This window comes from Aureimonas sp. AU20, from assembly GCF_001442755.1.
Taxonomy (GTDB): Bacteria; Pseudomonadota; Alphaproteobacteria; order Rhizobiales; family Rhizobiaceae; genus Aureimonas.
The window spans coordinates 820,030-839,392 of the sequence record NZ_CP006367.1; the positions used below are offsets into that span (position 1 = coordinate 820,030).

At 64.9% G+C, this 19,363-nt stretch carries 21 protein-coding genes and 2 pseudogenes; 7 read left to right on the plus strand and 16 right to left on the minus strand.

The genetic code is table 11. The features are described 5' to 3' along the window. Positions 1-29: 29 nt before the first annotated feature. Together M673_RS03740 and rnhA are read left to right on the plus strand one after the other, a co-directional pair. Positions 30-977 (plus strand): ABC transporter substrate-binding protein, encoded by a 948-nt coding sequence (locus M673_RS03740; protein WP_061973677.1) that lies wholly within the window; start codon positions 30-32, stop codon positions 975-977. Positions 978-1,172: 195 nt separating this feature from the next. Continuing rightward, positions 1,173-1,655 carry a ribonuclease HI gene (gene rnhA, locus M673_RS03745; RefSeq protein WP_061973679.1) on the plus strand — a complete coding sequence of 161 codons (483 nt, stop codon included), beginning with the start codon at positions 1,173-1,175 and terminating at the stop codon, positions 1,653-1,655. Between the two features lie 165 nt (positions 1,656-1,820). Here rnhA and M673_RS03750 read toward each other — a convergent pair whose 3' ends face one another. Genes M673_RS03750 through M673_RS03760 form a run of 3 tightly spaced genes read right to left on the minus strand, consistent with a single transcriptional unit; the run spans position 1,821 to position 4,256 of the window. After that, positions 1,821-3,152 carry an NAD(P)/FAD-dependent oxidoreductase gene (locus M673_RS03750; RefSeq protein ID WP_061973681.1) on the minus strand — a complete coding sequence of 444 codons (1,332 nt, stop codon included), beginning with the start codon at positions 3,150-3,152 and terminating at the stop codon, positions 1,821-1,823. A gap of 1 nt (position 3,153) precedes the next feature. After that, on the minus strand, positions 3,154-3,867 hold the full coding sequence (locus tag M673_RS03755; RefSeq protein ID WP_061973683.1) for an SDR family NAD(P)-dependent oxidoreductase: 714 nt from the start codon (positions 3,865-3,867) through the stop codon (positions 3,154-3,156). Next, positions 3,864-4,256: a MarR family winged helix-turn-helix transcriptional regulator gene (locus M673_RS03760; RefSeq protein WP_244493254.1), complete on the minus strand. Its 393-nt coding sequence runs from the start codon at positions 4,254-4,256 to the stop codon at positions 3,864-3,866. The genes M673_RS03755 and M673_RS03760 overlap by 4 nt, the downstream gene beginning before the upstream one ends. 960 nt (positions 4,257-5,216) lie before the next feature. Between M673_RS03760 and M673_RS25185 the strand changes: the two genes are divergently transcribed. Further along, entirely contained in the window at positions 5,217-5,432 is a 216-nt protein-coding gene (locus M673_RS25185) for an HAD family hydrolase (RefSeq protein WP_443111187.1), read from the plus strand. Positions 5,433-6,121: 689 nt separating this feature from the next. Here M673_RS25185 and M673_RS03770 read toward each other — a convergent pair. Continuing rightward, positions 6,122-6,553, minus strand: coding sequence for a GNAT family N-acetyltransferase (locus tag M673_RS03770; protein WP_061973688.1), 432 nt, complete (start codon positions 6,551-6,553; stop codon positions 6,122-6,124). 193 nt (positions 6,554-6,746) lie between these two features. Further along, on the minus strand, positions 6,747-7,226 hold the full coding sequence (locus tag M673_RS03775; protein ID WP_061973690.1) for a DMT family transporter: 480 nt from the start codon (positions 7,224-7,226) through the stop codon (positions 6,747-6,749). Between M673_RS03775 and M673_RS03780 the strand changes: the two genes are divergently transcribed. After that, entirely contained in the window at positions 7,189-8,202 is a 1,014-nt protein-coding gene (locus tag M673_RS03780; RefSeq protein WP_244493253.1) for a LysR family transcriptional regulator, read from the plus strand. The two genes, M673_RS03775 and M673_RS03780, sit on opposite strands and share 38 nt — an antisense overlap. 223 nt (positions 8,203-8,425) lie before the next feature. Here M673_RS03780 and M673_RS03785 read toward each other — a convergent pair whose 3' ends face one another. Further along, positions 8,426-8,806: a winged helix-turn-helix transcriptional regulator gene (locus M673_RS03785; RefSeq protein WP_061973692.1), complete on the minus strand. Its 381-nt coding sequence runs from the start codon at positions 8,804-8,806 to the stop codon at positions 8,426-8,428. 97 nt (positions 8,807-8,903) lie between these two features. Here M673_RS03785 and M673_RS03790 point away from each other — a divergent pair, with 97 nt between their 5' ends. Next, on the plus strand, positions 8,904-9,965 hold the full coding sequence (locus M673_RS03790; RefSeq protein WP_061973694.1) for an SDR family oxidoreductase: 1,062 nt from the start codon (positions 8,904-8,906) through the stop codon (positions 9,963-9,965). On the opposite strand, the gene M673_RS03795 is transcribed toward M673_RS03790, so the two are convergent. From M673_RS03795 to M673_RS03830, 10 genes and pseudogenes are all read right to left on the minus strand, one after another. After that, positions 9,939-10,373: a GGDEF domain-containing protein gene (locus tag M673_RS03795; protein ID WP_061973696.1), complete on the minus strand. Its 435-nt coding sequence runs from the start codon at positions 10,371-10,373 to the stop codon at positions 9,939-9,941. The genes M673_RS03790 and M673_RS03795 overlap by 27 nt on opposite strands. A 152-nt stretch (positions 10,374-10,525) precedes the next feature. Beyond that, positions 10,526-10,660, minus strand: a complete 135-nt coding sequence (locus tag M673_RS25085; RefSeq protein WP_274534673.1) for a hypothetical protein — start codon at positions 10,658-10,660, stop codon at positions 10,526-10,528. 22 nt (positions 10,661-10,682) lie between these two features. Continuing rightward, positions 10,683-11,075 (minus strand): annotated as a pseudogene (locus tag M673_RS25190) (aquaporin); the annotation flags it as partial. Beyond that, on the minus strand, positions 11,035-11,535 hold the full coding sequence (locus M673_RS03800; RefSeq protein ID WP_061973698.1) for a YidB family protein: 501 nt from the start codon (positions 11,533-11,535) through the stop codon (positions 11,035-11,037). The gene M673_RS03800 and the pseudogene M673_RS25190, both read right to left, overlap by 41 nt. A gap of 70 nt (positions 11,536-11,605) precedes the next feature. Beyond that, positions 11,606-12,553: a YsnF/AvaK domain-containing protein gene (locus M673_RS03805; RefSeq protein ID WP_244493252.1), complete on the minus strand. Its 948-nt coding sequence runs from the start codon at positions 12,551-12,553 to the stop codon at positions 11,606-11,608. Positions 12,554-12,557: 4 nt separating this feature from the next. Next, entirely contained in the window at positions 12,558-12,995 is a 438-nt protein-coding gene (locus M673_RS03810) for a DUF2382 domain-containing protein (RefSeq protein WP_061973700.1), read from the minus strand. A 270-nt stretch (positions 12,996-13,265) separates the two neighbouring features. Further along, positions 13,266-13,445 carry a CsbD family protein gene (locus M673_RS03815; protein WP_061973702.1) on the minus strand — a complete coding sequence of 60 codons (180 nt, stop codon included), beginning with the start codon at positions 13,443-13,445 and terminating at the stop codon, positions 13,266-13,268. A gap of 124 nt (positions 13,446-13,569) precedes the next feature. Continuing rightward, a complete protein-coding gene (locus tag M673_RS03820; RefSeq protein WP_061973704.1) occupies positions 13,570-15,075 on the minus strand; it encodes a helix-turn-helix transcriptional regulator in 1,506 nt (501 codons plus the stop codon). A gap of 161 nt (positions 15,076-15,236) precedes the next feature. Then, positions 15,237-16,007 (minus strand): annotated as a pseudogene (locus M673_RS25195) (IS5 family transposase); the annotation flags it as partial. Between the two features lie 83 nt (positions 16,008-16,090). Beyond that, positions 16,091-16,993 carry a LysR family transcriptional regulator gene (locus M673_RS03830; RefSeq protein ID WP_061973706.1) on the minus strand — a complete coding sequence of 301 codons (903 nt, stop codon included), beginning with the start codon at positions 16,991-16,993 and terminating at the stop codon, positions 16,091-16,093. Positions 16,994-17,086: 93 nt separating this feature from the next. Between M673_RS03830 and M673_RS03835 the strand changes: the two genes are divergently transcribed. Next, on the plus strand, positions 17,087-17,719 hold the full coding sequence (locus M673_RS03835) for an RraA family protein (protein WP_061973708.1): 633 nt from the start codon (positions 17,087-17,089) through the stop codon (positions 17,717-17,719). Positions 17,720-17,802: 83 nt separating this feature from the next. Then, positions 17,803-19,326 carry an ABC transporter substrate-binding protein gene (locus M673_RS03840; protein ID WP_061973711.1) on the plus strand — a complete coding sequence of 508 codons (1,524 nt, stop codon included), beginning with the start codon at positions 17,803-17,805 and terminating at the stop codon, positions 19,324-19,326. Positions 19,327-19,363 lie beyond the last annotated feature (37 nt).

Sequence of the window (19,363 nt, forward strand, 5' to 3'; positions counted from 1 at the left end):
GGCATTCAACGAACGGGAGGACCAACCTTATGAAACATCTCTTGCCCGCATTGGCGCTCACCCTTGCCCTGTCCGTGCCCGCCTGGGCGCAGGACGCGGCCAAGAAGGTGGTCGGCGTCTCCATTCCCGCCGCGACCCATGGCTGGGCCGGCGGCATGAACTATTTCGCGCAGTCCGCCATCGAGCGGCTGAAGACCACCTATCCCCAGCTCGACTTCGTGCTGGCCACCGCCTCCGACCCCGCCAAGCAGGTCAACGACATCGAGGACATGCTCGCCACGCGCAAGATCAACGCGCTGGTGGTGCTGCCCTTTGAGTCCGAGCCGCTGACCGGCCCGGTGCAGAACGTCAAGGCGTCCGGCGCCTGGGTCACGGTGGTGGATCGCGGCCTGTCGGTGGAGGGGATCGAGAACCTCTATGTCGCCGGCGACAATCCCGGCTTTGGCCGTGTGTCGGGCGAATACATGGCCTCGAAACTGCCGAGCGGCGGCAAGGTCGTCGTGCTGCGCGGCATTCCGACCACGATCGACAACGAGCGCGTGGCGGGCTTCCAGAAGGCCGTCGAGGGCAAGAACATCGAAATCCTCGGCATGGAGCACGGCAACTGGAACCGCGACACCGCCTTCACGGTGATGCAGGACTTCCTGTCGAAATATCCCAAGATCGACGCGGTCTGGGCGTCCGACGACGACATGGCCGTCGGCGTCCTGGCCGCGATCGAGGCCGCCGGGCGCAAGGACGTCCAGTTCGTGCTGGGCGGCGCCGGCATGAAGGAGATGATCAAGCGCGCCATGGACGGCGACAAGATGGTCCCGGCCAACGTGACCTACCCGCCCTCGATGATCGCGACCGCGATCGAGGTCACGGCGGTCGGCCTCGTCTCGCCCACGCCCGTGTCCGGCAAGTTCATCATCGGCTCGACCCTCGTCACCTCGGAGAACGCCAAGGACTTCTACTTCCCCGACAGCCCGTTCTGACCGGGTCCTGAAACGCGCCCATGGCCGGGTTCGCCCGGCCATGGGCTTCATTCGGTGGCCCGGCCATCGCTCCCTCGTGAGGCGGGGCTTGCCAGAGCGAAGCGAAACAGGCCTCATCGCGGCGCAGGCGCCCGCAAGAGCGCCACTGATCTCCCGGCGGCCGAGCCGCACCCTTTCGCGCTCGCAAGAAGACGAATGTCCGACACCTCGCCGCCTCCGCGCCCGCCCATACCCCATCTCCTGATCCACACGGACGGCTCCTGCGCCGGCAATCTCGGCCCTGGCGGCTGGGCCGCCGTGGTGCGCGCGAGCGACGAGAGCGGCGCCCTTTCCGAACCCGTCATCCTCACCGGCCACGCGCCGCGCACCACCAACAACCGCATGGAGATGACGGCCGCGATCGAGGCGCTGCGGGCCTTTCCGGATGGGGAGGCGACGATCGTCAGCGACAGCCAGTATCTGATCAAGGGCATCACCGAATGGGTGCGCCCCTGGAAGTCCCGCAACTGGAAGAACGCCGCCGGCGCCAAGGTGAAGAACCGCGACCTCTGGCAAGAACTGGACGCCCTGACCGCCGGCCGAACCATCGCCTGGACCTGGATCAAGGGCCACGCGGGGCATGAAGGCAACGAAGAGGCGGATCGGCTGGCCAGCGCGGCGGGGAAACAAGCGGAATAGGGCAGGCTGTGAGCCGGGGCTTCCAAAAGCCTTGAGCGCCCATTCTCGCACCGATGACAAGCGCCGATCGTCGACACGCGACGCTACTGCCTTCCGTCGGAAGAGTCGCGCGGCAGGCAGGGGAATGGTCCTGCACGCGAGTCCGGCGCCTCCGGGATGATGGAGTTAGAATCCGCTGATGAGCTCGACCTTCGAACCGTCGGAAAAGCGCGAGAAGCGGAAGGCGTGGGGATCGACCAGCGGCGGGCGATCCGTGACGATGTCGGCCATCAGGCGCCCGGCGGCCGGGCCGATGCCGAAGCCATGGCCGGAAAAGCCGGTGGCGATGTGGAAGCCGGGAATGGCGTCGACGGGTGAGATCACCGGCACTGCGTCGGGCGTCACGTCGATATAGCCGCCCCAGCTCTGCGCGATCTCGGCCTTCTCGAAGACGGGGAAGTTCTCGCGCAGCGCCTTGAAGGCGCCGTTGGCGATGGACTTCACGGGCTTGGGGTCGAGAACGCGGTTGTACTCGAAGGGCGAGGCCTCATCGAGCGCCCAGTGCCGGCCCATGCGCATCTCGTCGCTGAAGCGACCGCCGACGCGAAAGCGCAGCGAGCGCCATTCGGCGCGCAGCGCGGGCAGGAAGTCGCGCGCGTGGCGGAACGTATCCGGCACGATGTCCACCACGTTCTCGTGGCCCGACGCGACGGTGTAGCCGCCGTCGCGGCGCTTGCGGATGGCGAAGTCCTTGGCCCAGATCGCTTGGTCGGGGCCGCCTTCCAGCGGCTTGGTGCGCAGAACGCTGTTGAGCACCTTCAACTGCGGCAGGTCGATGCCGAAGCGGTTCGAGAACAGGCTCGACCAAGCGCCGCCCGCCAGCACGACCTGCGAGCAGGCGATCGAGCCGCGCTCGGTGACGACGCCCGAGACACGCCCGCCCATGGTCTCGATGCCACGCACGGCGCATTCGGTCAGGACATGCGCGCCGCGCTCGCGCGCGGCTTCCGCAATGGCGGGCGCGGCCTTCTGCGGCTCGGCGCGGCCGTCGGTCGGCGTGTAGAGCCCGCCCTTCACGGTCATTCGCGAGTTGGGAAGCAGGTCATCCAACTCGCTCGCCGAGAGCATGCGATGCTCGATCTGGTAGGGCTCCAGATTGCGGCCCCAGCGCTCGTGCTCGGCCATCGACTGGTCGTCGGCGCAGGTGAAGACGATGCCGGCGCGGGTGTAGCCGGTCGGGCGGCCGATACGCTCGTCCAGCCCCTGCCAGATGCGAAGGGCTTCGGCCATGAGCGGCACCTCGCGCGGGTCGCGGCGCGAGATGCGCACCCAGCCCCAGTTGCGGCTGGACTGCTCGTGGCCGATGCCGCCTTTCTCGCACAGCGCGACGGAGACGCCGCGCTCGGCCAGTTCCAGCGCCGTGGAGGCGCCGATGATGCCCCCGCCGATGACCACCACATCCACCTTCTCGGGGAGGTCGGCATCGCCGTGGAACGGATCGACATAGGGACCGGGCATATCAGAAGCTCTCCTCGAGCTGGCACTTCACGGCGAATTCGGCGACGCTGGCGGTGTTGGACAGGTTGACGAGCATGGAGACGATGGCGGTGAGTTCCGAAGCACTCGTCATGGCCGCCGGCTCGCGATCGGTGATCGCGGCGGCCATGTCGGTGACGACGAAGCTGGGGCAGACGGCGGTGGCGCGGATGCCCCGGTCGAACCCGGATTGACGAATGCCGTGCGCCAGCGCCACGGCGGCGAACTTGATCATGGCGTAGAGGCCGGAGGCGGCCGACTTCACCCGCTGGCCCGACAGCGAGGCAAGCACGATCACCCGGCCCTGACCACTGGCGGCCAGCGCTTCGAAGGCCGCCTTGGCGAGGCGGCGCGGCGCCTTGACGTTGACCCCCAGCATCGCGTCGAGCTCTTCGTTCTCGGCGTCGATCACGCTTTTGGGGATCATCAGCCCGGCATTGGCGACGATGGCGTCAACGCGGCCGAACCGACCGAGCGCCGCCGATACCCACTCCGCCTCGCCGTCCGCCGCCGCCTCGTTGCGCTGGAGAGGGATGCGTCCGGGATCGGCGAAACCGGGCAGCGCCGGCTCGCGCATCCCGAGTGAGAGATGCAAGCCCTCGCTCGCGAGCCGTTCGGCAACGGCGAGGCCGATGTCGCGCAAGGCGCTGGAGATCAGCGCGACGCGGGGCGGGGCGTAGGCGGGGCGCGGGCTCACGCGCTGGCCCCCTTGTTGGCGACGATGCGCCAGTAGATCCGCCGCAGCTGGTTGACCAACTCGGCATAGTCCGCGTTGTCGGTGCCGGCGAAAAACTCGCGCGAGTCCTTCACGATGGCGCGCACCTGAAGGGCGAGCGCCTCGCCCTTTGGCGTCAGGAACGGTTCCTGCGCCCTGGAATCGTCGCCCGCCACCTCGCGCCTGAGAGGCCCGTGGCCTTCCATGTCGTCGAGGACGCAGCCCATGGCCGAGCGGTCCTTGAAGATGATCTCTGCGATCAGGGAGGGGCGGATGCCGGGATGATTGCCGACCAGAAAGAGGGTGGTGATCTTGCGGGTGCCGCGCGCGACGTCGAGACATTCCAGCCACCGATCGAAATCGCGCGTCACCGCGATGTCGATGCTGCGGATGGGCTTCCGACATCTTCAACCGCTTATCATACGTCGCTTTTTCGTATGCTGAGACGAGGTCCGACAGCAGGATCGGCGGCTCCTCCGCCGTTCCCATCAGGGCCGAGAACCGCTGCTGATCGTCAACCGTCCCCGTCTTCGTGGTCGGCTTGCCTTCCAGGCTGGAAGCGATCCTTTCCAGGCGAGCGATCCGCTCTTCGCGAGATCGCTCCATGAGATCCTTAGCCGGGGCCAAGGTGAAGCTTTCGAGGCGCGCGTGGGCGACGATCGCCCGATCGCGCTCCTGAGCGTCGGGCCCTGCGCTGTGGAGGAGCGAACGCCAATGGTCCTCGACGATGCGGTGCAAACGCTCGCGCGCGGCGACGGCTTCGCCGAAATCGGAGGTCTCGCAACTGAACCGGACCTTCGAGCGGGGATCGAGATCCTTGTCGCGGTCGGGGACGCGGCGCTCGTAGTACCAGATGCCCTCGCGCAGGGTCAGCCATTTGAGCTTTGGTTTCGCGGCCATGTTTGCGCGAATGTCTCCCGGTTTGTTCCCCGGAAAGCCCGAGATAACGGGACCGGCCTAGCGCGGATGTCGATTTTCTGGGGAAGTGCTTGCCACACAGTCGGTTGGGAATAAAGTTCTGTTTGGTCATGGCGGAGGGAGGAGGCGCAAGCGAACCTTTCTCCGAAGCCGGGTTCGCTGTTCATAGGGAATATACAGGGATAACCAGACATCAAGCAGAGTTCTGAACAAGGGGGCGGTTTCCGACTGCCAGTGTTTCCAAGGCTCAGCCCTCATATTCCCTAAGACAGCAACAGGGAAACTTGGACTTGTAACAGGCAGGACGCGGATAGGCTCATGCCCGCCTTCTTGACCCGGACGGCGTCGAGCGGCAGGGCGAGGCGATCCCGCAGGCGCGCGGCCGCATCTATAAGGAAAGCTACGCCGATCGCATCGAGCCGTTCGCTGATGTTGCGGCCCTGTTCCGCCGGGCCCGACATCACGGCTGGACGATCGTCCTCGCGACCTCCCGTCCCAACGAGGAAATCGAGCCGCACCTGGATCGGCTCGGAGTGCGCGACCTCGTCGACGCGGTGAAGGCGGCGGACGACGCCGAGCGCTCTAAACCGCTCTTCTTTATTTGGCATGTCGAGGTCAAGCGCTCCTGAACTTATGTCTCACCTTGACTGACGTGTGATCCCTTGCGGATCGCGCTTTTCTTCGGGCTCGACCCGGCCCGCCCCTCCCATGATGGGATCGGATAGAGCGAGGCGGCTCGATCTGTTGCGCTTGCCTGTCGTGCCATTGGCATGCTCGGCTCAAGAGTCGGTGCGAGCTTGCCTCGTTTCCCGTCCCGCAAGGGACACGTTTCCGCGGGTGCGGATGCTCGGCTGGTGTTTCCGTTCCCGAAGGCGTTCTTTTTTCAGGGCCTGCTCACGCCGTTGCCCGGGTCCATCGGAACTCGCTTCCCTCGACCCAGATGCTGTGAAAGATGACGGACAGTCGCCGGGACAACGCGACGAGGGCTCGTTTCATGCCGCGCCGTCTAGCCGGGTTCACAGCTCGGGCCTTCAGCCAGGACCATGTCCGAACACGGGTCAGAAGCACGGTGGCCGCCTCGAACTGAAGGCCGCGCGCTCCGTTGCAGACGCTCCCTGCCGGTGGGAGCCTTCCCGGCATCGGCATGAGGTCAGTGAGGGTTTAGGGAAGAGTTTGGTGTTCAAGGGCCGGCACTTTGCTCCTGACATCATTCTGCTTTGCATGCGGCGGTACTGCCGCTATGCGCTGAGCTGTCGTGACCTGAAGGAAGTAATGGCTAAGCGTGGCCTGTCGGTGGACCACAGGCGGATAGGCTGCTTTAGGCGTCCTGTATGAGCTGCTTACGCAGGAAAAACCGTCGCTGACCGATTGGATGGTCATTGATCGTGCCGAACACTTCGAAGCCACGTTTCCGGTAGAAGCCAAGTGCCTGGAACTCGTATGTATCGAGCCAAACGCCGATGCAGCCGCTCGCTCTTGCGATGTGCTCCGCCTTGTCCATAAGGTCTGTTCCATGCCCTTGCGAACGTTGATCTGAAGGCACGGCAAGAAGTTCCACGAAGAGCCAGTCGTAGGTAATCTTGCCGTACAGACCGCCGACTGTTGCGCCGCTCTCGTCGGTCAGGAGCACGGCGACCGGACGATAACCGGAAGGACCCGCCATCTTTTGGTTGTGCTGGACCAAGACGTCCAAGATCGCCTGCTCATGCACCTGAGTCGGAGTATCGGGTATGGTTATCCTGAGTGTCATGTCGCACCGTGGGGTTGAGGAAAGCGAACGACGTGCTGTATCGGGCTTCGATCCTGGTGCTGGCAAGGTTTTGGAAGGGTCGTCTGCGGATGAAGCGTTCTCGGACGGCAGCTTCTCTCGTCGGAGACCGGCTCGAGACCGGGCGATGCGGGTGGACGCCAACACAAGTGGCGAGCCGTCGCCGCCAGTGTTCCTACTCGAGACCCGTTCGGGAGCTGAACGTCTGCGCCTGCATCACCACCAGACCGCCGAAGATCAGAAGGAGTCCCGCCAGGCGTTGAAGCGTCATCGCCCGTTGGGGAAAGCCGATCAGGCCCCCATGGTAGATCGCGACAGACGCGATCATCTGGCCGGCGATCACCGCGGTCACGAATCCGGCCGCGCCGAGCCGGGGCGCCACCAGTATAGCCCCGGTCACGTAGAACGCTCCGACGATGCCCCCGATCCAGATCCACCGCGGCGCGTGCGATAGGCTCGACAGGGTCGGCAGCTCGACTCTCGCGATGAGGAGGAGCGGCAGAACGCACGCCATGCTGATGGCGAGCGACATCAAGGTCGCCCAGAGAGGGTGCCCGAGGGTCCTGCCCAGGGCCGCGTTCGCGCCGGCCTGAAACGGCACCGCCGCGCCGGTCACGATGGCGCAAAGGATCAGGAAAAGAGAATGGGCTTGCATGATGAACCTCCATGTCGTCTCGCTATGCGATCAGGCGGATGGATGGAAATTCGATCTTGGCAGCTTTGGTATGAGCGATGTGAATAGTCTGCGTGGGATCGACCTGAACCTCCTCGTCGTGCTCCAGGCTCTCCTGACGGAGCAGCACGTTTCGCGTGCGGCTGCCCGACTCAATATGAGCCAGCCGGCCGTCAGCCACGCCCTCGGCCGCCTGAGGGAGTTGTTCGAGGACCCCCTCCTGATACGGCAGGGAGGCAGGCTCACGCTGTCCGCCAAGGCTAGGCAACTTGGGCCGCCACTGGCACAAGCGATCCGACACATCGCCGACGTGGTCGGGCCGGGAACGTTCGATCCGGCGAGCGAGCGCATGACCTTTCGGTTGGCGATGTCGGACTACGGATCGTCCGTCGTCCTGCCGCCCCTGATCCGGGCCATGCGCCGTCTTGCTCCCAACGTCTCCCTGAGCGTTACGCAAGCCGGCCGGGAGGCCATGCTGCGCCAGGTTCTGGAGGGCGAGATCGATCTGGCCTTCGGCGTTTTCCCGAGCCAGCCGGATCGGATCGAGCACGAGGAGCTGTTCACGGAATCCTTCCTTTGCCTGTCGGACGCGGGACATGCGTCGGCAGCGGCCATCTGGGATCTCGACGCCTATCTCGCCCGGCCGCATATTCTCGTTGCGACACCGGGCGAGGGGACGACGGAGATCGACGCGGCACTGCTGTCAATCGGGGTCACTCGCGACATCGCGATGGTTCTGCCGCACTGGAGTGCCGCACCTCGTCTCGTGCACGGCACCGACCTCCTTCTGACGATCGCCAGCCGGGCGCTGGGGACCGTTGAGAACTTGTCGGGAATCACGGTTTTCGAACCGCCGTTTCCGATCGCAACTTTCTCCTTCAAGCAGGTCTGGCACGAACGCAAGAACGCGGATCAGGCGCATCGCTGGATGCGAAACCTCGTGCAAGAGTGCTGTTAAGCTGGCGGCGCAGTCGACATGCACCGACAGCGATCGTGCACCGGTCGGGCTCACAGATGGAGCCTTGGCGAATGGGCCAAGCACATAGCAACATCGCTCTTTGACGTGCCGTCGACCGCACCGGAGGGCACTGAACGTCCGAACGCCAGCAGCACGAAGGTGCGTCGGCTTGACGCGTGCTGCCGCAGAATCTGTAAGAGACAGTTCTCGAAGAGAGCGCCTCCTATCTCTTGCGCGATGAACGCCGAGCGCGCAGCAAGTCCAGCGCGTCCGCGTTCGCGCGCCCCCAGTCGTAGAGAAGCTCGACGGGCTCGACGAATCGCAGCCCGAGATCGGTCAGGCGGTATTCGACGGCGGGTGGGATCGTGCCTTGCACATGCCGCGTGACGAGCCCGCTTTCCTCCATCTCACGCAGCGTCTGCGTCAGCATCTTCTTGGAGATGCCCGGCAGGCTGCGCAGGAGGACGCCCGTTCGCGCCGACCCGCCATGGCGTGCGTGAAGCGTATGCAGGACCATGCTCGTCCACTTCGTGGCGAAGAGTTCGAGCACGCGGCGCGGCGCGCAGTCCTCGCGCCAAGCCTCGTCGGGCGTTCCGGGTCGCATGGGTGGGTACCTCTTGGTGCCTATGTCCCCAAATGGTGCCGTCTGGACGCATCTCGCAAGCCCTCCTAGCTCTTGGTCCCATGAGAAGGACAACGGCATGACACGAACGGCATTGGTTGTGGGTGCGAGCGGCATCGTCGGCAGCGCAACAGCGGCGCTTCTTCTGGAGAAGGGTTGGACGGTTCACGGGCTCGCCCGCCGCCCCGTCGAACAGGCAGGTGTTCTGCCCGTGGCAGCCGACCTTCAGGACGCTGCGGCAACAGCGGTCGCGCTGAAGGATCTGAAGCCGGACGCGGTTTTCATCACGACATGGCTGCGCCAAGACACCGAGGCTGAGAACATCCGCGTCAATTCGGCTATGGTGCGCAATCTCCTCGACGGACTACGGCCGGCCGGATCGGTGCGCCATGTTGCCCTCGTCACGGGCCTCAAGCACTATCTCGGACCCTTCGAGGCATATGGAAAAGGCGCCTTGCCCCAGACTCCGTTCCGGGAGTCCCAGGGCCGACTGGACGTGCCGAACTTTTACTACGCGCAGGAGGACGAGGTTTTCGCCGCCGCCAAGCGCGATGGCTTCACCTGGAGCGTCCACCGTCCCCACACGGTGATCGGCAAGGCCGTCGGCAACGCGATGAACATGGGCACGACGCTGGCTGTCTATGCCACGCTCTGCCGTGAGACCGGCCGACCTTTCCGCTTCCCGGGCTCGGCCGCGCAGTGGAATGGCCTCACCGACATGACCGACGCTCGCCAACTCGCTCGGCAGCTTCTTTGGGCCGCCGCGACGCCGGGAGCGGCGAACGAGGACTTCAACATCGTCAACGGCGACGTCTTCCGCTGGAGCTGGATGTGGGGCCGTATCGCCGATTGGTTCGGGCTTCAAGCCGCGCCCTTCGACGGGACGCTGCGCCCGTTGGAAGACCAGATGAAAGACGATGCGCCGGTGTGGCAACAAATCGCCGAGCGGGAGGGGCTCACCGAACGCGACCTCTCGCGTCTTGCCTCCCCTTGGCACACCGACGCAGACCTCGGTCGACCGATCGAGGTGGTGACGGACATAGGCAAGAGCCGGCGGCTTGGTTTCCTCGACTACCAGGCTACGGACGATGCCTTCGTCGACCTCTTCGAGCGCTTACGTGCCGATCGGTTGATCCCGTGAAGAGACGCGAGAAAGCGCTGCATTTAGAACGCACCGCATGATGGTTGAGCACGTCGTCACGCTCTCTGCACCAGACATGAGATCGGCTATGCTGACGTGCTCGATCTGCGAGGGCATTACGCCGACGCTGGCCGAGATATGAGCGATCTGGTGCTCGATCGTGATAGGCATCTCGACCGCCTGAATGATCTTTCGCCCGATCGATCTACCCTCCAGAGGGTCTGCGCTACCAGGGAGAAGGACGGCGAACTCGTCGCCGCCCAACCGGGCGATAAGATGGCTCGGATCGACGAGGGCCCGCACGCGCTCGGCAGCTACGCGTAGAACCTCATCGCCGCCCGAATGCCCGTACGCGTCATTGAGGCTCTTGAAGCCATCCAGATCGAAGACGAGAAGCGAGAAGGGCAAGCCGCCGCCTGGTTCTGTTCAACTAGTTCGGCGAGCGTGTCGTGAAAGCGGGGACGGTTGGCAAGGCCAGTCAACGCATCGGCGAAAGCAAGCGATCGAATACGTGCCTCGCTGCGCAGACGCTCGCTCTAATCGCGAAAGGCGATGACGGTTTACCGCTGCCCCGCCAGCCGCACGTCGCTGCGCAGCACGCGAACGGGTACGAGATCGCCGAACACCGAGACGAGGTCGGCATCCACTTCCTCGCGCTGAGGCAGGCTCAGGCAGTCGAACTTGGGCGACGACATAGGCATCGATTCCGTAGGCAGCCCAGACAGCCAAGCCAGCGAGAATGTCGCCAGCGACTTGTGCCAGGACAGAGATCGGCACCTTCGGCCAAGGGAACTTGCCGGCGACGGCCAGCCCAATGGTCACGGGAGGGGGCACGTGGGCGCCGCTGATATACCAGAGCGCACCGACTATGGCGATCAGCGCCAAGCCGAACGAGAGAGCAATGGATAGGGGTCCGTAGGCCGGAGCGGCGGTGTTGTCGCCCTTGGTGTCCGCTGTCGCGACGGCTGTGCCAACAAGCACGAGGATGAACGTGCCGACGAACTCGGCCAGGGCGCGGACATCAGCGGCACCGGAGCCCGGAACGGCAGCGGGTCCCGTTCTGTCGGCGTCACCACTTCGCCATTTCGTCGTCGTTCGGCATTCGCCCATGCGGTGTCATCCGGTCTACGACACCGGGCAGGACCCTGGACAGTTCTGTCAGGAGATCACCCCGTTCCATTCCCGTCTGCCGGGAAAGGTCGTCGACCGTTCCATGGCCGATGGCCTCGCCGAGCTGGTTTGGTGAGATCTCATGGTTCTGGTCCGGCCCCATCCACGACTGAAGAATGTCGCCGTGCCCTGCACGTTGAAAGCTTTGGATGAGGCCGCCAAGGCCGCCCACACCCCCGCCCGGCATCGACATGGACCCGGGGTTTCCGCCTCCGGTCAAGCCGCCGAGCAGATCGCCGAGGCCTCCGGTTCCCCCGGCACCCTGGCGACCCATGGCCCCGGACAGCGCCCCGGACGAGAGAAGCGCCATCAGCGCCGTCATAAGCGGTGACGAGCCGCCCTGTTGCTGGCCTGCGCGTGAGCCCAGGGCTCCGCTCAACACCTGATCGAGAAGTCCCATGGCGATGTTCCTTGAAAGAGGGCAAAACGGGTAGGGTCGGCGCGTGCGCCGACCCTGTTCGAAATAGGTCTTAGACGCCGCGGCGGGCCCGCTCTTCGGCGGTCAGGCCTTCGTCCGTCCGTAGCTTGCCCGTGCGCTCATCCTGGATGTCGACCTCGGTGCGGCGAACCGTGTCGGACACCGTTTCCGTACGGTCGGACACATGCTTGGCGAGATCGATCTCCTCGACGACGCGAGCGGTCTTCGAGACCACAGCCTCCTCGGCGGTCTCTTCCAACTCGATCGTCTGGTCCTTGAATGCATCGTCGAAGCTGGCGACGGGACGATCGACGACGCGGCGTTGGATGTCGACACGCTCGCTGCGCAGGTTCACGTCCTGACTGACCGCTTCCTCCACGACATAGGAGCGGACACGCACTCGGCCGTGGCTGACGTCGCGCTTGCCCACCTTCAGGTTCTCTTCCATGACCTCGATAGTGCCGTCGCGGTCGGCGGCGGTGCCGAGATCGGCCGAACGGCGGGCGGCACTGTCCTCGGTGCGCGTGGAGCTTTCCGTCGAGCCGGCGCTGCCGACCGCCATGGCGGACTCCGTACGGACCGGGGCGACGTAGCCCGTCTCCGTGCCGGACCAGCCCTCGGACTTCCAGCTCGCCTCGCGCTTGTCCATGTCGACCGTGCCCTCGTCGTCAAGGATATCGAGGATCGCGTCGCGGTTACCAACAGTGGTCGGCACCGAGACGAGGTAACCGCCCCGGCGCAGGCCCTCCGCATAGGAGTGGCGGTCCTCGTCGGGCATGAAGAAGTCGCCCAGGGACTCGAAGAAACTGCGTTCGTGGATCGGCGCTGTGGTCGCAGGGAACGTGCTGGTCTCGGCGCCGTCCACGATCTTGATCGCGCTGCGGGAGACGCCCGCCGCGACGATCCGCTTGATCGCTGCATCGGCGTCGCTTCGGCTGTCGAAGAAGGCGGTGACGGTCTGGCTGAAGGTCATGCCTTCGCTGGCGGAAATGTTGGACATGGGTTCATTCCTCATTGGGCTGGGTGATGGCTGGACTGCCGACGGGGAGCCGTTCGATGACGGCCCGCTGCCTTCGAACCGACACGGGCAGCCGAACGCTCTCGCTCGTCGTCTCGTGGCGGATGTGGAGTTCCTCGACGAGGCGGATGCGTCGTTCGACGACGAGCACCTCCTCGAACACCGGGACGATTGTGACATCGCCCTCGACGCGCGTTTGGGGGATCGTCTCGACGATGCGGTCGATGGCGACCCGTTCGACCACGGCCTTCGTGCCCGACAGGTGCGCTGCGACCTCCTCGTCGAAGGTTTCGGTCACGGTCCGGACCGACAGCGACCCCGTGGTCACGACCCGTTTGGAAACCACGGCGAACTCTTCCAAGAGTTCGATCGTGTCGGTCGCTCTAACGACCTCCGTCTCGCAGACCGGGTCTTGGTCGATCATGGCTCGGCTCCGATGGGCAACGTGGATCGCTCAAGGCTGGCGGTTGCTGACCACCAGCCTCGTGACGTCGACTGTCAGACGCGGCGACGCGTCGGGACGATGCGGTCGGCAGTGGCGGCATGGACGGATCCCGTCGTATCGCGGACGGAACTGGCGTGGTCGGTCATGGCAGTGACTTTCGGATTTCGGGACAGCGGGCCGACGCATCCGAGCGCCGGCGTTCCGTTCAGGAGTGCGGCCCGGGTCCCTGCGAGACACGGACGGATGATGTCAGACTGGCTTGTCGGGATCGGGGATGGGGGCGTGGGCGGGACCGGGAGTGCCTGCCTGGCCCGACTTCTCGCGAGCGCCCTCGTCCTCGATCTGCTTGTCGCCGATCAGCTTCCCGATCAGTTCCTTCACCGATCCGGCGACCTGTCTCCTGCGGCTCGGGTCGCGGTCCTTGCCCATATCCGTTCCTTCCCCGTTTCGGGTGAGGTCCGGTGGAGCCCGAGAGTTCGAGTGCCTGCGGATAAGAAACTATCTGGTGCGGCCGAGCTCGATCACACAGACGTGGATGAACCAGTTGACCTGGTTACTTCTGTCTTTTCTTGCCTTGTTTGGACGCGGTTCTTCCCGTCAGGCCGCGTTCACGGGCCCAAACCACCGCCGCACTCCGCCGGGCGACGTGGATCTTCCGGTAGAGCGAGCCGAGATGGTTGCGGATGGTGTGCCGCGACAGGTTGAGCGTCGAGGAGATTTCCGCGTCGGTCATGCCTTCGCAAACGAGTTCGAGAACCTCGCGTTCGCGACCGGACAAGGCCTCGAGCCCGGCCCCGGTTTCCAGCCCCTTCGAGCCGTGGCGGGCGATGGCCAGGCGCTCGACGATCTTTTGGCTGAACCACGTCGCGTCCGTCATCACCGCGTCGATGGCCTCGACCAGCTCGACCTCGGTGCGCTTGAGATCGGTGACGTCGGAGATGACGGACAGCACGCAAGGGACGTCGTCGATCTCGATGCGTTCCGCCGACAAGAGGCAGTCCGCCTGCGATCCATCGGCTCTCCTGAGTTCCAGCGCGAAGGAGCGCACCGATCCGACGTCCGTCATCGCGGCCTCGAACGCGCTGCGTGAAGCGGGGTCCGTCCAGAGCTTCAGGTCGGGCGCCGAGCGGCCGATCACGCTTTCTGAACCGTATCCGGTCAGGTCCTCGAAGGCGGCGTTGACCTCGACATAGCGAAAGCCGTCGAGGCGACTGATGGCCGACGCCACCGGCGACAGCTTGAACGCCTTGGAGAACCTCTCCTCGCTTTGGCGCAGCGACTTCTCCGCCCGCCGCCTCGGTTCGAGATCGGCGAACGTGAACAGCATGCAGGGCTCGTCGTTGAGTTCGATCCGCTGCCCGGCGACGATCACGCATTTGGTCGACCCATCCGGAAGCGTCAGGTCGGCCTCGTTCTGCGGGATGGTGCGACCTTCATGGAGGCGCTCCATCGCCTCTTCGCGTCCCCGCGATCCCGCGAGGACATCGAACTCGGTCGCGGTGCGTCCGATCACGTCGTCCTTGGAGAAGCCCGTCATGTCGAGAAAGCCCCGGTTGACCCGGACGTGGCGCTGGTCCGCGATACGGCAGATCATGGCGGGCGCGGGATTGGCGTTGAAGGCGCTCTCGAACCGGTCTTCCGCGTCGTAACGCGCGGTCTCGTCTTCCACGATCAGGACGACGAAGTCGGGTTCGCCGTCATCCTTGGTGATGACCTGGAAGCGCAACGCGTGGACGCGGGACTGGTCTGGCGTTCCGTCAACTCGGACTTCCACGACAATGGGTTCCGATTGCTCGCCAGCAAGAACACCCTCGATCGACAGTCCTGTTCCTCGCACGGGATGCTTGTTGCGATAGGTCAGCCGGAAGCGCTTGCGATAATCGTCGACGTCGCAACCGAGATCCTCGATGCGCTCGGCGCCGTGCATCGTCAGGGCGGCGTCGTTGGCCCAAAGCACACGCTGGTCCAAGCCCAAAAGGATGACCCCGTCACGCAGCCCCGAGATCAACTGGTGAAGTTGGCGGCGGTCGGGGTCCGTCTCCGTCTTGGAGTTTGCCATGACATCTCATCCTTGCTCCGGCTCTCGAATACCGGGAAGCTCGATCCGGACCGGCATCGCCATGCCTGTTCACCTGAACGAAGATCGACCGCTTTGGGGACAGAAGCCATGTCGCTTTTGTGCCGTGGATAGGTTGTTTTCGGAACGGCAGCTTTTCGCCAGGACCTGTCGACATAGTCCCTCAGCCACATGCGTGAGGGGGCAGGGGAGAGGAAGGCGAGGAAGGCGAGGAAGGAACTGGCGGCTTGATCGTAGCGGGTGGCGATGCGGCGAGCCTGCTTCAGACGGTTGAACATGCGCTCGATGCGATTGCGGTCCTGGTATTGCTTGAAGTCGCAAGCTGCGGGCGCCCGGCGGTTGGCCTTGGATGGGATCATCGGCAGGACGCCCTTCAGAAGCAGCGACTGGCGCACCTCGTCCCCCTCATAGCCCTTGTCGGCCGGCATGAGACGCGGCTTGCCGACAGGCATGGCGAGAAGGGCGGGAACGGTTTTGTAGTCGGACACCTCGCCGCCGGTCAGCACGAAGCCGAGAGGGCGTTCGTGACCGTCGGCGCCGGCATGGATCTTCGACGTAAAGCCGCCGCGGCTTCGACCAAAGCCTCGGCGTCAGGTCCCCTTTTGCGCCCGCCGCCTGAGAATGGCCGCGAACGGTGGTGGAGTCGATCATGTGCCGCCAGTCGTCGGTCAGCCCGAGCTTGACCAGCGTCTCCAAGAGCGCATCCCAAACGCCTTGTTCGGCCCAGCGACGAAAGCGGACGTAGACGGAGTTCCACTTGCCGTAGCGCTCGTGCATGTCGCGCCATGGGCATCCGGCCCGCAGGACAAACAACATCCCATCGAGGAACCGCCGATTGTCGTGCGCCGGGCGAGCCTTGCGACCTCGCTCCTCGGCAAAAGCGCGCCGATGATCGCCCATTCCTCGTCCGTCAGATCGCCTCAAGCCAACGCTGCCTCCAAAAGGCAGCCTTGAATCAGACCTCAACCAGTCCGTGAACCCACTATGTCAACAGAGCCTAGGAATCCATGTTGCAGACTCGTGAGCAAATCTCGGCAACTTGGCTGCAAAAGTCGGTATGCCCATCACGGTTATAGGTCGCGAAGTATTCCAGGCGTGGCAGGGCCGTGTCGCACTCGATCACGACAAGCCGCTCATCGTCCAAAAAGTTGCGGAAGAACGCCTTTGGCAGAAGAGTCACCCCCATGCCGTGCGCGGCGAGATGGGCGAGCGCTGCCATGTTGTTGCACGAGATCCGACGCACGAACACGAGATCGGGATCGTCGAGCACGAGGCTGAGAGCGGGGTGCATGATCGACGCACTGTTCTGCGCAAGCAGCGGTAGCGCGGCCAGTTCCCCTTTGCTCAGTGACCGGCGCCCGTTCAGTATTTTGGGGGACGCCATCCAAACCAGTTCGAGATAGCCAAGCTCCGTTGCTGCGAAGCGGGGATTTCGAATGGTCGAGGGACACACCACGAAGTCCAGGCGACGATCCGAAAGACGCGTCAGAAGTGTCGCAGACAGATCGATTTCCGGCTCGATCGTCACCTGTGGGTAGAGCTTCTCGAGCCACTCAAGAAGAAGCGGCATCCAGGACAGCGCGATGAGATCCGTCACGCCGAGGCGAAACCTGAACGATGGGATCGTCCCAGGTCGCGCCAGCGCCGCAAGCCGATCATGCAGGTGCAGCATCTCCTCCGCGATCTCGCGCACCTCCTCGCCGCGCGCCGTCAGGACAGGTCGACGTCCGGTACGATGCAGCAGTTCGTCGGCAAAGCCCGCTTCGAGCTCCGCGACACGCTTGGAGACAGTGGATTGCGCGAGGTGGAGGCGATCGGCCGCCGCTTCGAATGTTCCCAGGCGTCCGACCCAGATGAAGGCTTCGAGCTGTTTCAACGTCGCCACGACGAGATATTCCATTTCTCGATCACACGATGCGCATTAATATCGCTTTTCTTACAGTCCCGCTTCCCCAAAGATCGCCGAATGGCATTTTGCCGGCTTGGGGAGAAAGTGGCCGTGACAATCCAAGAGAATGCATGCGCAGAACCCGTCGAGGCCGCTTTGCTCGCCGCATATCGTGGATTGGCCACCTCGCTCGTCAGTGACAATCTCGATCGGATGCCGGGTGCGGTTGGCCTCAGGCCGCTGCATTCCGGCGGACCGCTCCTGGGTACCGCGCTGACGGTCAGGACGCGGCGCGGCGACAACCTCGCGATCCACGCCGCCCTGGCACTCGCGCGGCCCGGCGATGTGATCGTCGTGGACGGCGGCGGCGATCCGAGCCAGGCTCTGATCGGCGAGATCATACTGACGCATGCCGCTTCGAAGGGTGTCGCAGGCTTCGTGATCGACGGCGCGGTGCGGGACGTCGCCGCGATCCGCGCTTCGCCTCTTCCCTGCTATGCACGGGACGTGATCCATCGCGGCCCCTACAAGAACGGTCCAGGCGAGGTGAACGTCGCCGTCTCGGTGGGCGGACTGGTGGTGCGCCCCGGAGATCTCGTGCTCGGCGACGAGGATGGCATCGTGGCGATGGCACCGGACGTCGCGCGTGCGATCCTTCCCGCGATCCGGGCGCAGGAAGCCCGCGAGCGCATCAAGATCGATGGCTTCCTCGACGCGATGCGCCGTCGGAACGCCTGACCGTTCGCACGAGACGAAGCGGACGCGGATGGCCTGGAGGAGGCCGCGGCGTCGAGGCAAGACGAGCTGGGAGGCTTTTCACAATGCGCATGATGCTTTGCGTCACGGGATTGACGCTCGCGCTGGCGACCGCGCCCGCAGCGGCCGAGGCGCAGGTGCGCTCGGACACCGTCACCATCGTCCTGCCGGCGGCGCCCGACCGTCTTGATCCATGCGAGACGCCGCGATCGGTGATCGGCCGGATCATCCGGCAGAATGTCGTCGAAACGCTGACCGAGCTCGACTACGCGACCTCGCGCATCATTCCGCGCTTGGCGGAAAGCTGGGAAGAAACCGCTCTGAACCGCTGGCGCTTTCACCTGCGGGCGGGCGTTCGCTTCCATGACGGGTCGTCCTTCGACGCCGCTGCCGTGGTGGAAGCGCTGGAGCGCACGCTGGACCCGGCGCTCACCTGCATCACGCGCACCAAGTATTTCGGCGGCATCGACATCAAGGCCGAAGCGATCGATCCGCTGACGGTGGAATTCGTCACGGCGACGCACGTGCCGATCCTTCCGACACTGCTGGCCCAGCTGTCGATCTCGTCGCCGGCGACGCCGCGAGGCGTCTACACCAACGAGCCCGTGGGCACCGGTCCATACCGCCTCGCCGGCTGGACGCAGGGCGAGAGCGTACGTCTCGAGCGCAACCCCGCCTATTGGGGCGAGGAGCCCGCGATCGGCGGTGCGCGTTACATCTGGCGCAGCGAGTCTTCGGTGGCAGCGGCGATGGTCGAGACCGGAGAAGCCGATCTCGCCTTCGCCATCGCGCCGCAGGATGCCACCGATCCCGCGACGGACAAGGTCTATCCGAACTCCGATACCGCACTCTTCCGTCTCTCGCTCGACATCCCGCCTCTCAACGACCGGCGCGTGCGCGAGGCGATCAATCTGTCGATCGACCGGCGCGCCTTTCTGGGCACCATCATCAGCGGCGAGGCGCAGTTGGCGACGCAGCAGGTCGGTCCCAGCGCGCTCGGCTACAACGCCGCGCTCGTTCCCTGGCCCTACGATCCGGATCGAGCCACGAAGCTCCTGGCCGAGGCCCGTGCCGACGGCGTTGCCGTGGACCGGCCGCTGCGCATGATCGGCCGTCCAGGCATGTTCGCCAACAGCAACGAGTTCGTGGAGGCCGCCGCCGAGATGCTGCGCTCGGTCGGCCTCAACGTGCGGCTCGACAATCTCGAAATGTCACAATGGCTGAAGGAGGCCAACAAGCCCTTCGCCGAGCGGCGGATGCCCAATCTCCTTCTCACCATGCACGACAACAACAGCGGGGATGCCTCGTTCACCGCGTTCTTCAAGTATGGCAGCGAGGGGCGGCAGAGCGAGTTGCACGACGCGCATGTCGACGCGCTGATCGCCGAGGCCGGCGCGGCCTCGGGCGAGAACCGCGCGCATCTCTACGGCGAGGTTTTCCGGACCGTCTACGAAGACCTCGTCGCCGACGTGCCGCTGTTCCACATGGTCAACGTCATGCGCGTCGGCCCCCGGCTCGATTTCACGCCGACAATCGCGAACGCCGTGGAACTGCAGCTCGCCCGGCTGCGCCTTCGCCCCCAATCCTGAACCGGTCGCCGCGCCTTCTGGTGCGGGCGACGCGCAT

Excerpts from the sequence above, each read along its gene's own strand:
- M673_RS03785 (WP_061973692.1), bottom strand. The coding sequence starts at position 8,806 with ATGCGACCCGGAACGCCCGACGAGGCTTGGCGCGAGGACTGCGCGCCG.
- M673_RS03805 (WP_244493252.1), bottom strand. The coding sequence starts at position 12,553 with ATGTCCAACATTTCCGCCAGCGAAGGCATGACCTTCAGCCAGACCGTC.
- M673_RS03810 (WP_061973700.1), bottom strand. The coding sequence starts at position 12,995 with ATGATCGACCAAGACCCGGTCTGCGAGACGGAGGTCGTTAGAGCGACC.
- M673_RS03820 (WP_061973704.1), bottom strand. The coding sequence starts at position 15,075 with ATGGCAAACTCCAAGACGGAGACGGACCCCGACCGCCGCCAACTTCAC.
- rnhA (WP_061973679.1), top strand. The coding sequence starts at position 1,173 with ATGTCCGACACCTCGCCGCCTCCGCGCCCGCCCATACCCCATCTCCTG.
- M673_RS03780 (WP_244493253.1), top strand. The coding sequence starts at position 7,189 with ATGGCGCAAAGGATCAGGAAAAGAGAATGGGCTTGCATGATGAACCTC.
- M673_RS03775 (WP_061973690.1), bottom strand. The coding sequence starts at position 7,226 with ATGCAAGCCCATTCTCTTTTCCTGATCCTTTGCGCCATCGTGACCGGC.
- M673_RS03815 (WP_061973702.1), bottom strand. The coding sequence starts at position 13,445 with ATGGGCAAGGACCGCGACCCGAGCCGCAGGAGACAGGTCGCCGGATCG.
- M673_RS03750 (WP_061973681.1), bottom strand. The coding sequence starts at position 3,152 with ATGCCCGGTCCCTATGTCGATCCGTTCCACGGCGATGCCGACCTCCCC.
- M673_RS03800 (WP_061973698.1), bottom strand. The coding sequence starts at position 11,535 with ATGGGACTTCTCGATCAGGTGTTGAGCGGAGCCCTGGGCTCACGCGCA.
- M673_RS03830 (WP_061973706.1), bottom strand. The coding sequence starts at position 16,993 with ATGGAATATCTCGTCGTGGCGACGTTGAAACAGCTCGAAGCCTTCATC.
- M673_RS03740 (WP_061973677.1), top strand. The coding sequence starts at position 30 with ATGAAACATCTCTTGCCCGCATTGGCGCTCACCCTTGCCCTGTCCGTG.
- M673_RS03840 (WP_061973711.1), top strand. The coding sequence starts at position 17,803 with ATGCGCATGATGCTTTGCGTCACGGGATTGACGCTCGCGCTGGCGACC.
- M673_RS03790 (WP_061973694.1), top strand. The coding sequence starts at position 8,904 with ATGACACGAACGGCATTGGTTGTGGGTGCGAGCGGCATCGTCGGCAGC.
- M673_RS25085 (WP_274534673.1), bottom strand. The coding sequence starts at position 10,660 with ATGTCGTCGCCCAAGTTCGACTGCCTGAGCCTGCCTCAGCGCGAGGAA.
- M673_RS03770 (WP_061973688.1), bottom strand. The coding sequence starts at position 6,553 with ATGACACTCAGGATAACCATACCCGATACTCCGACTCAGGTGCATGAG.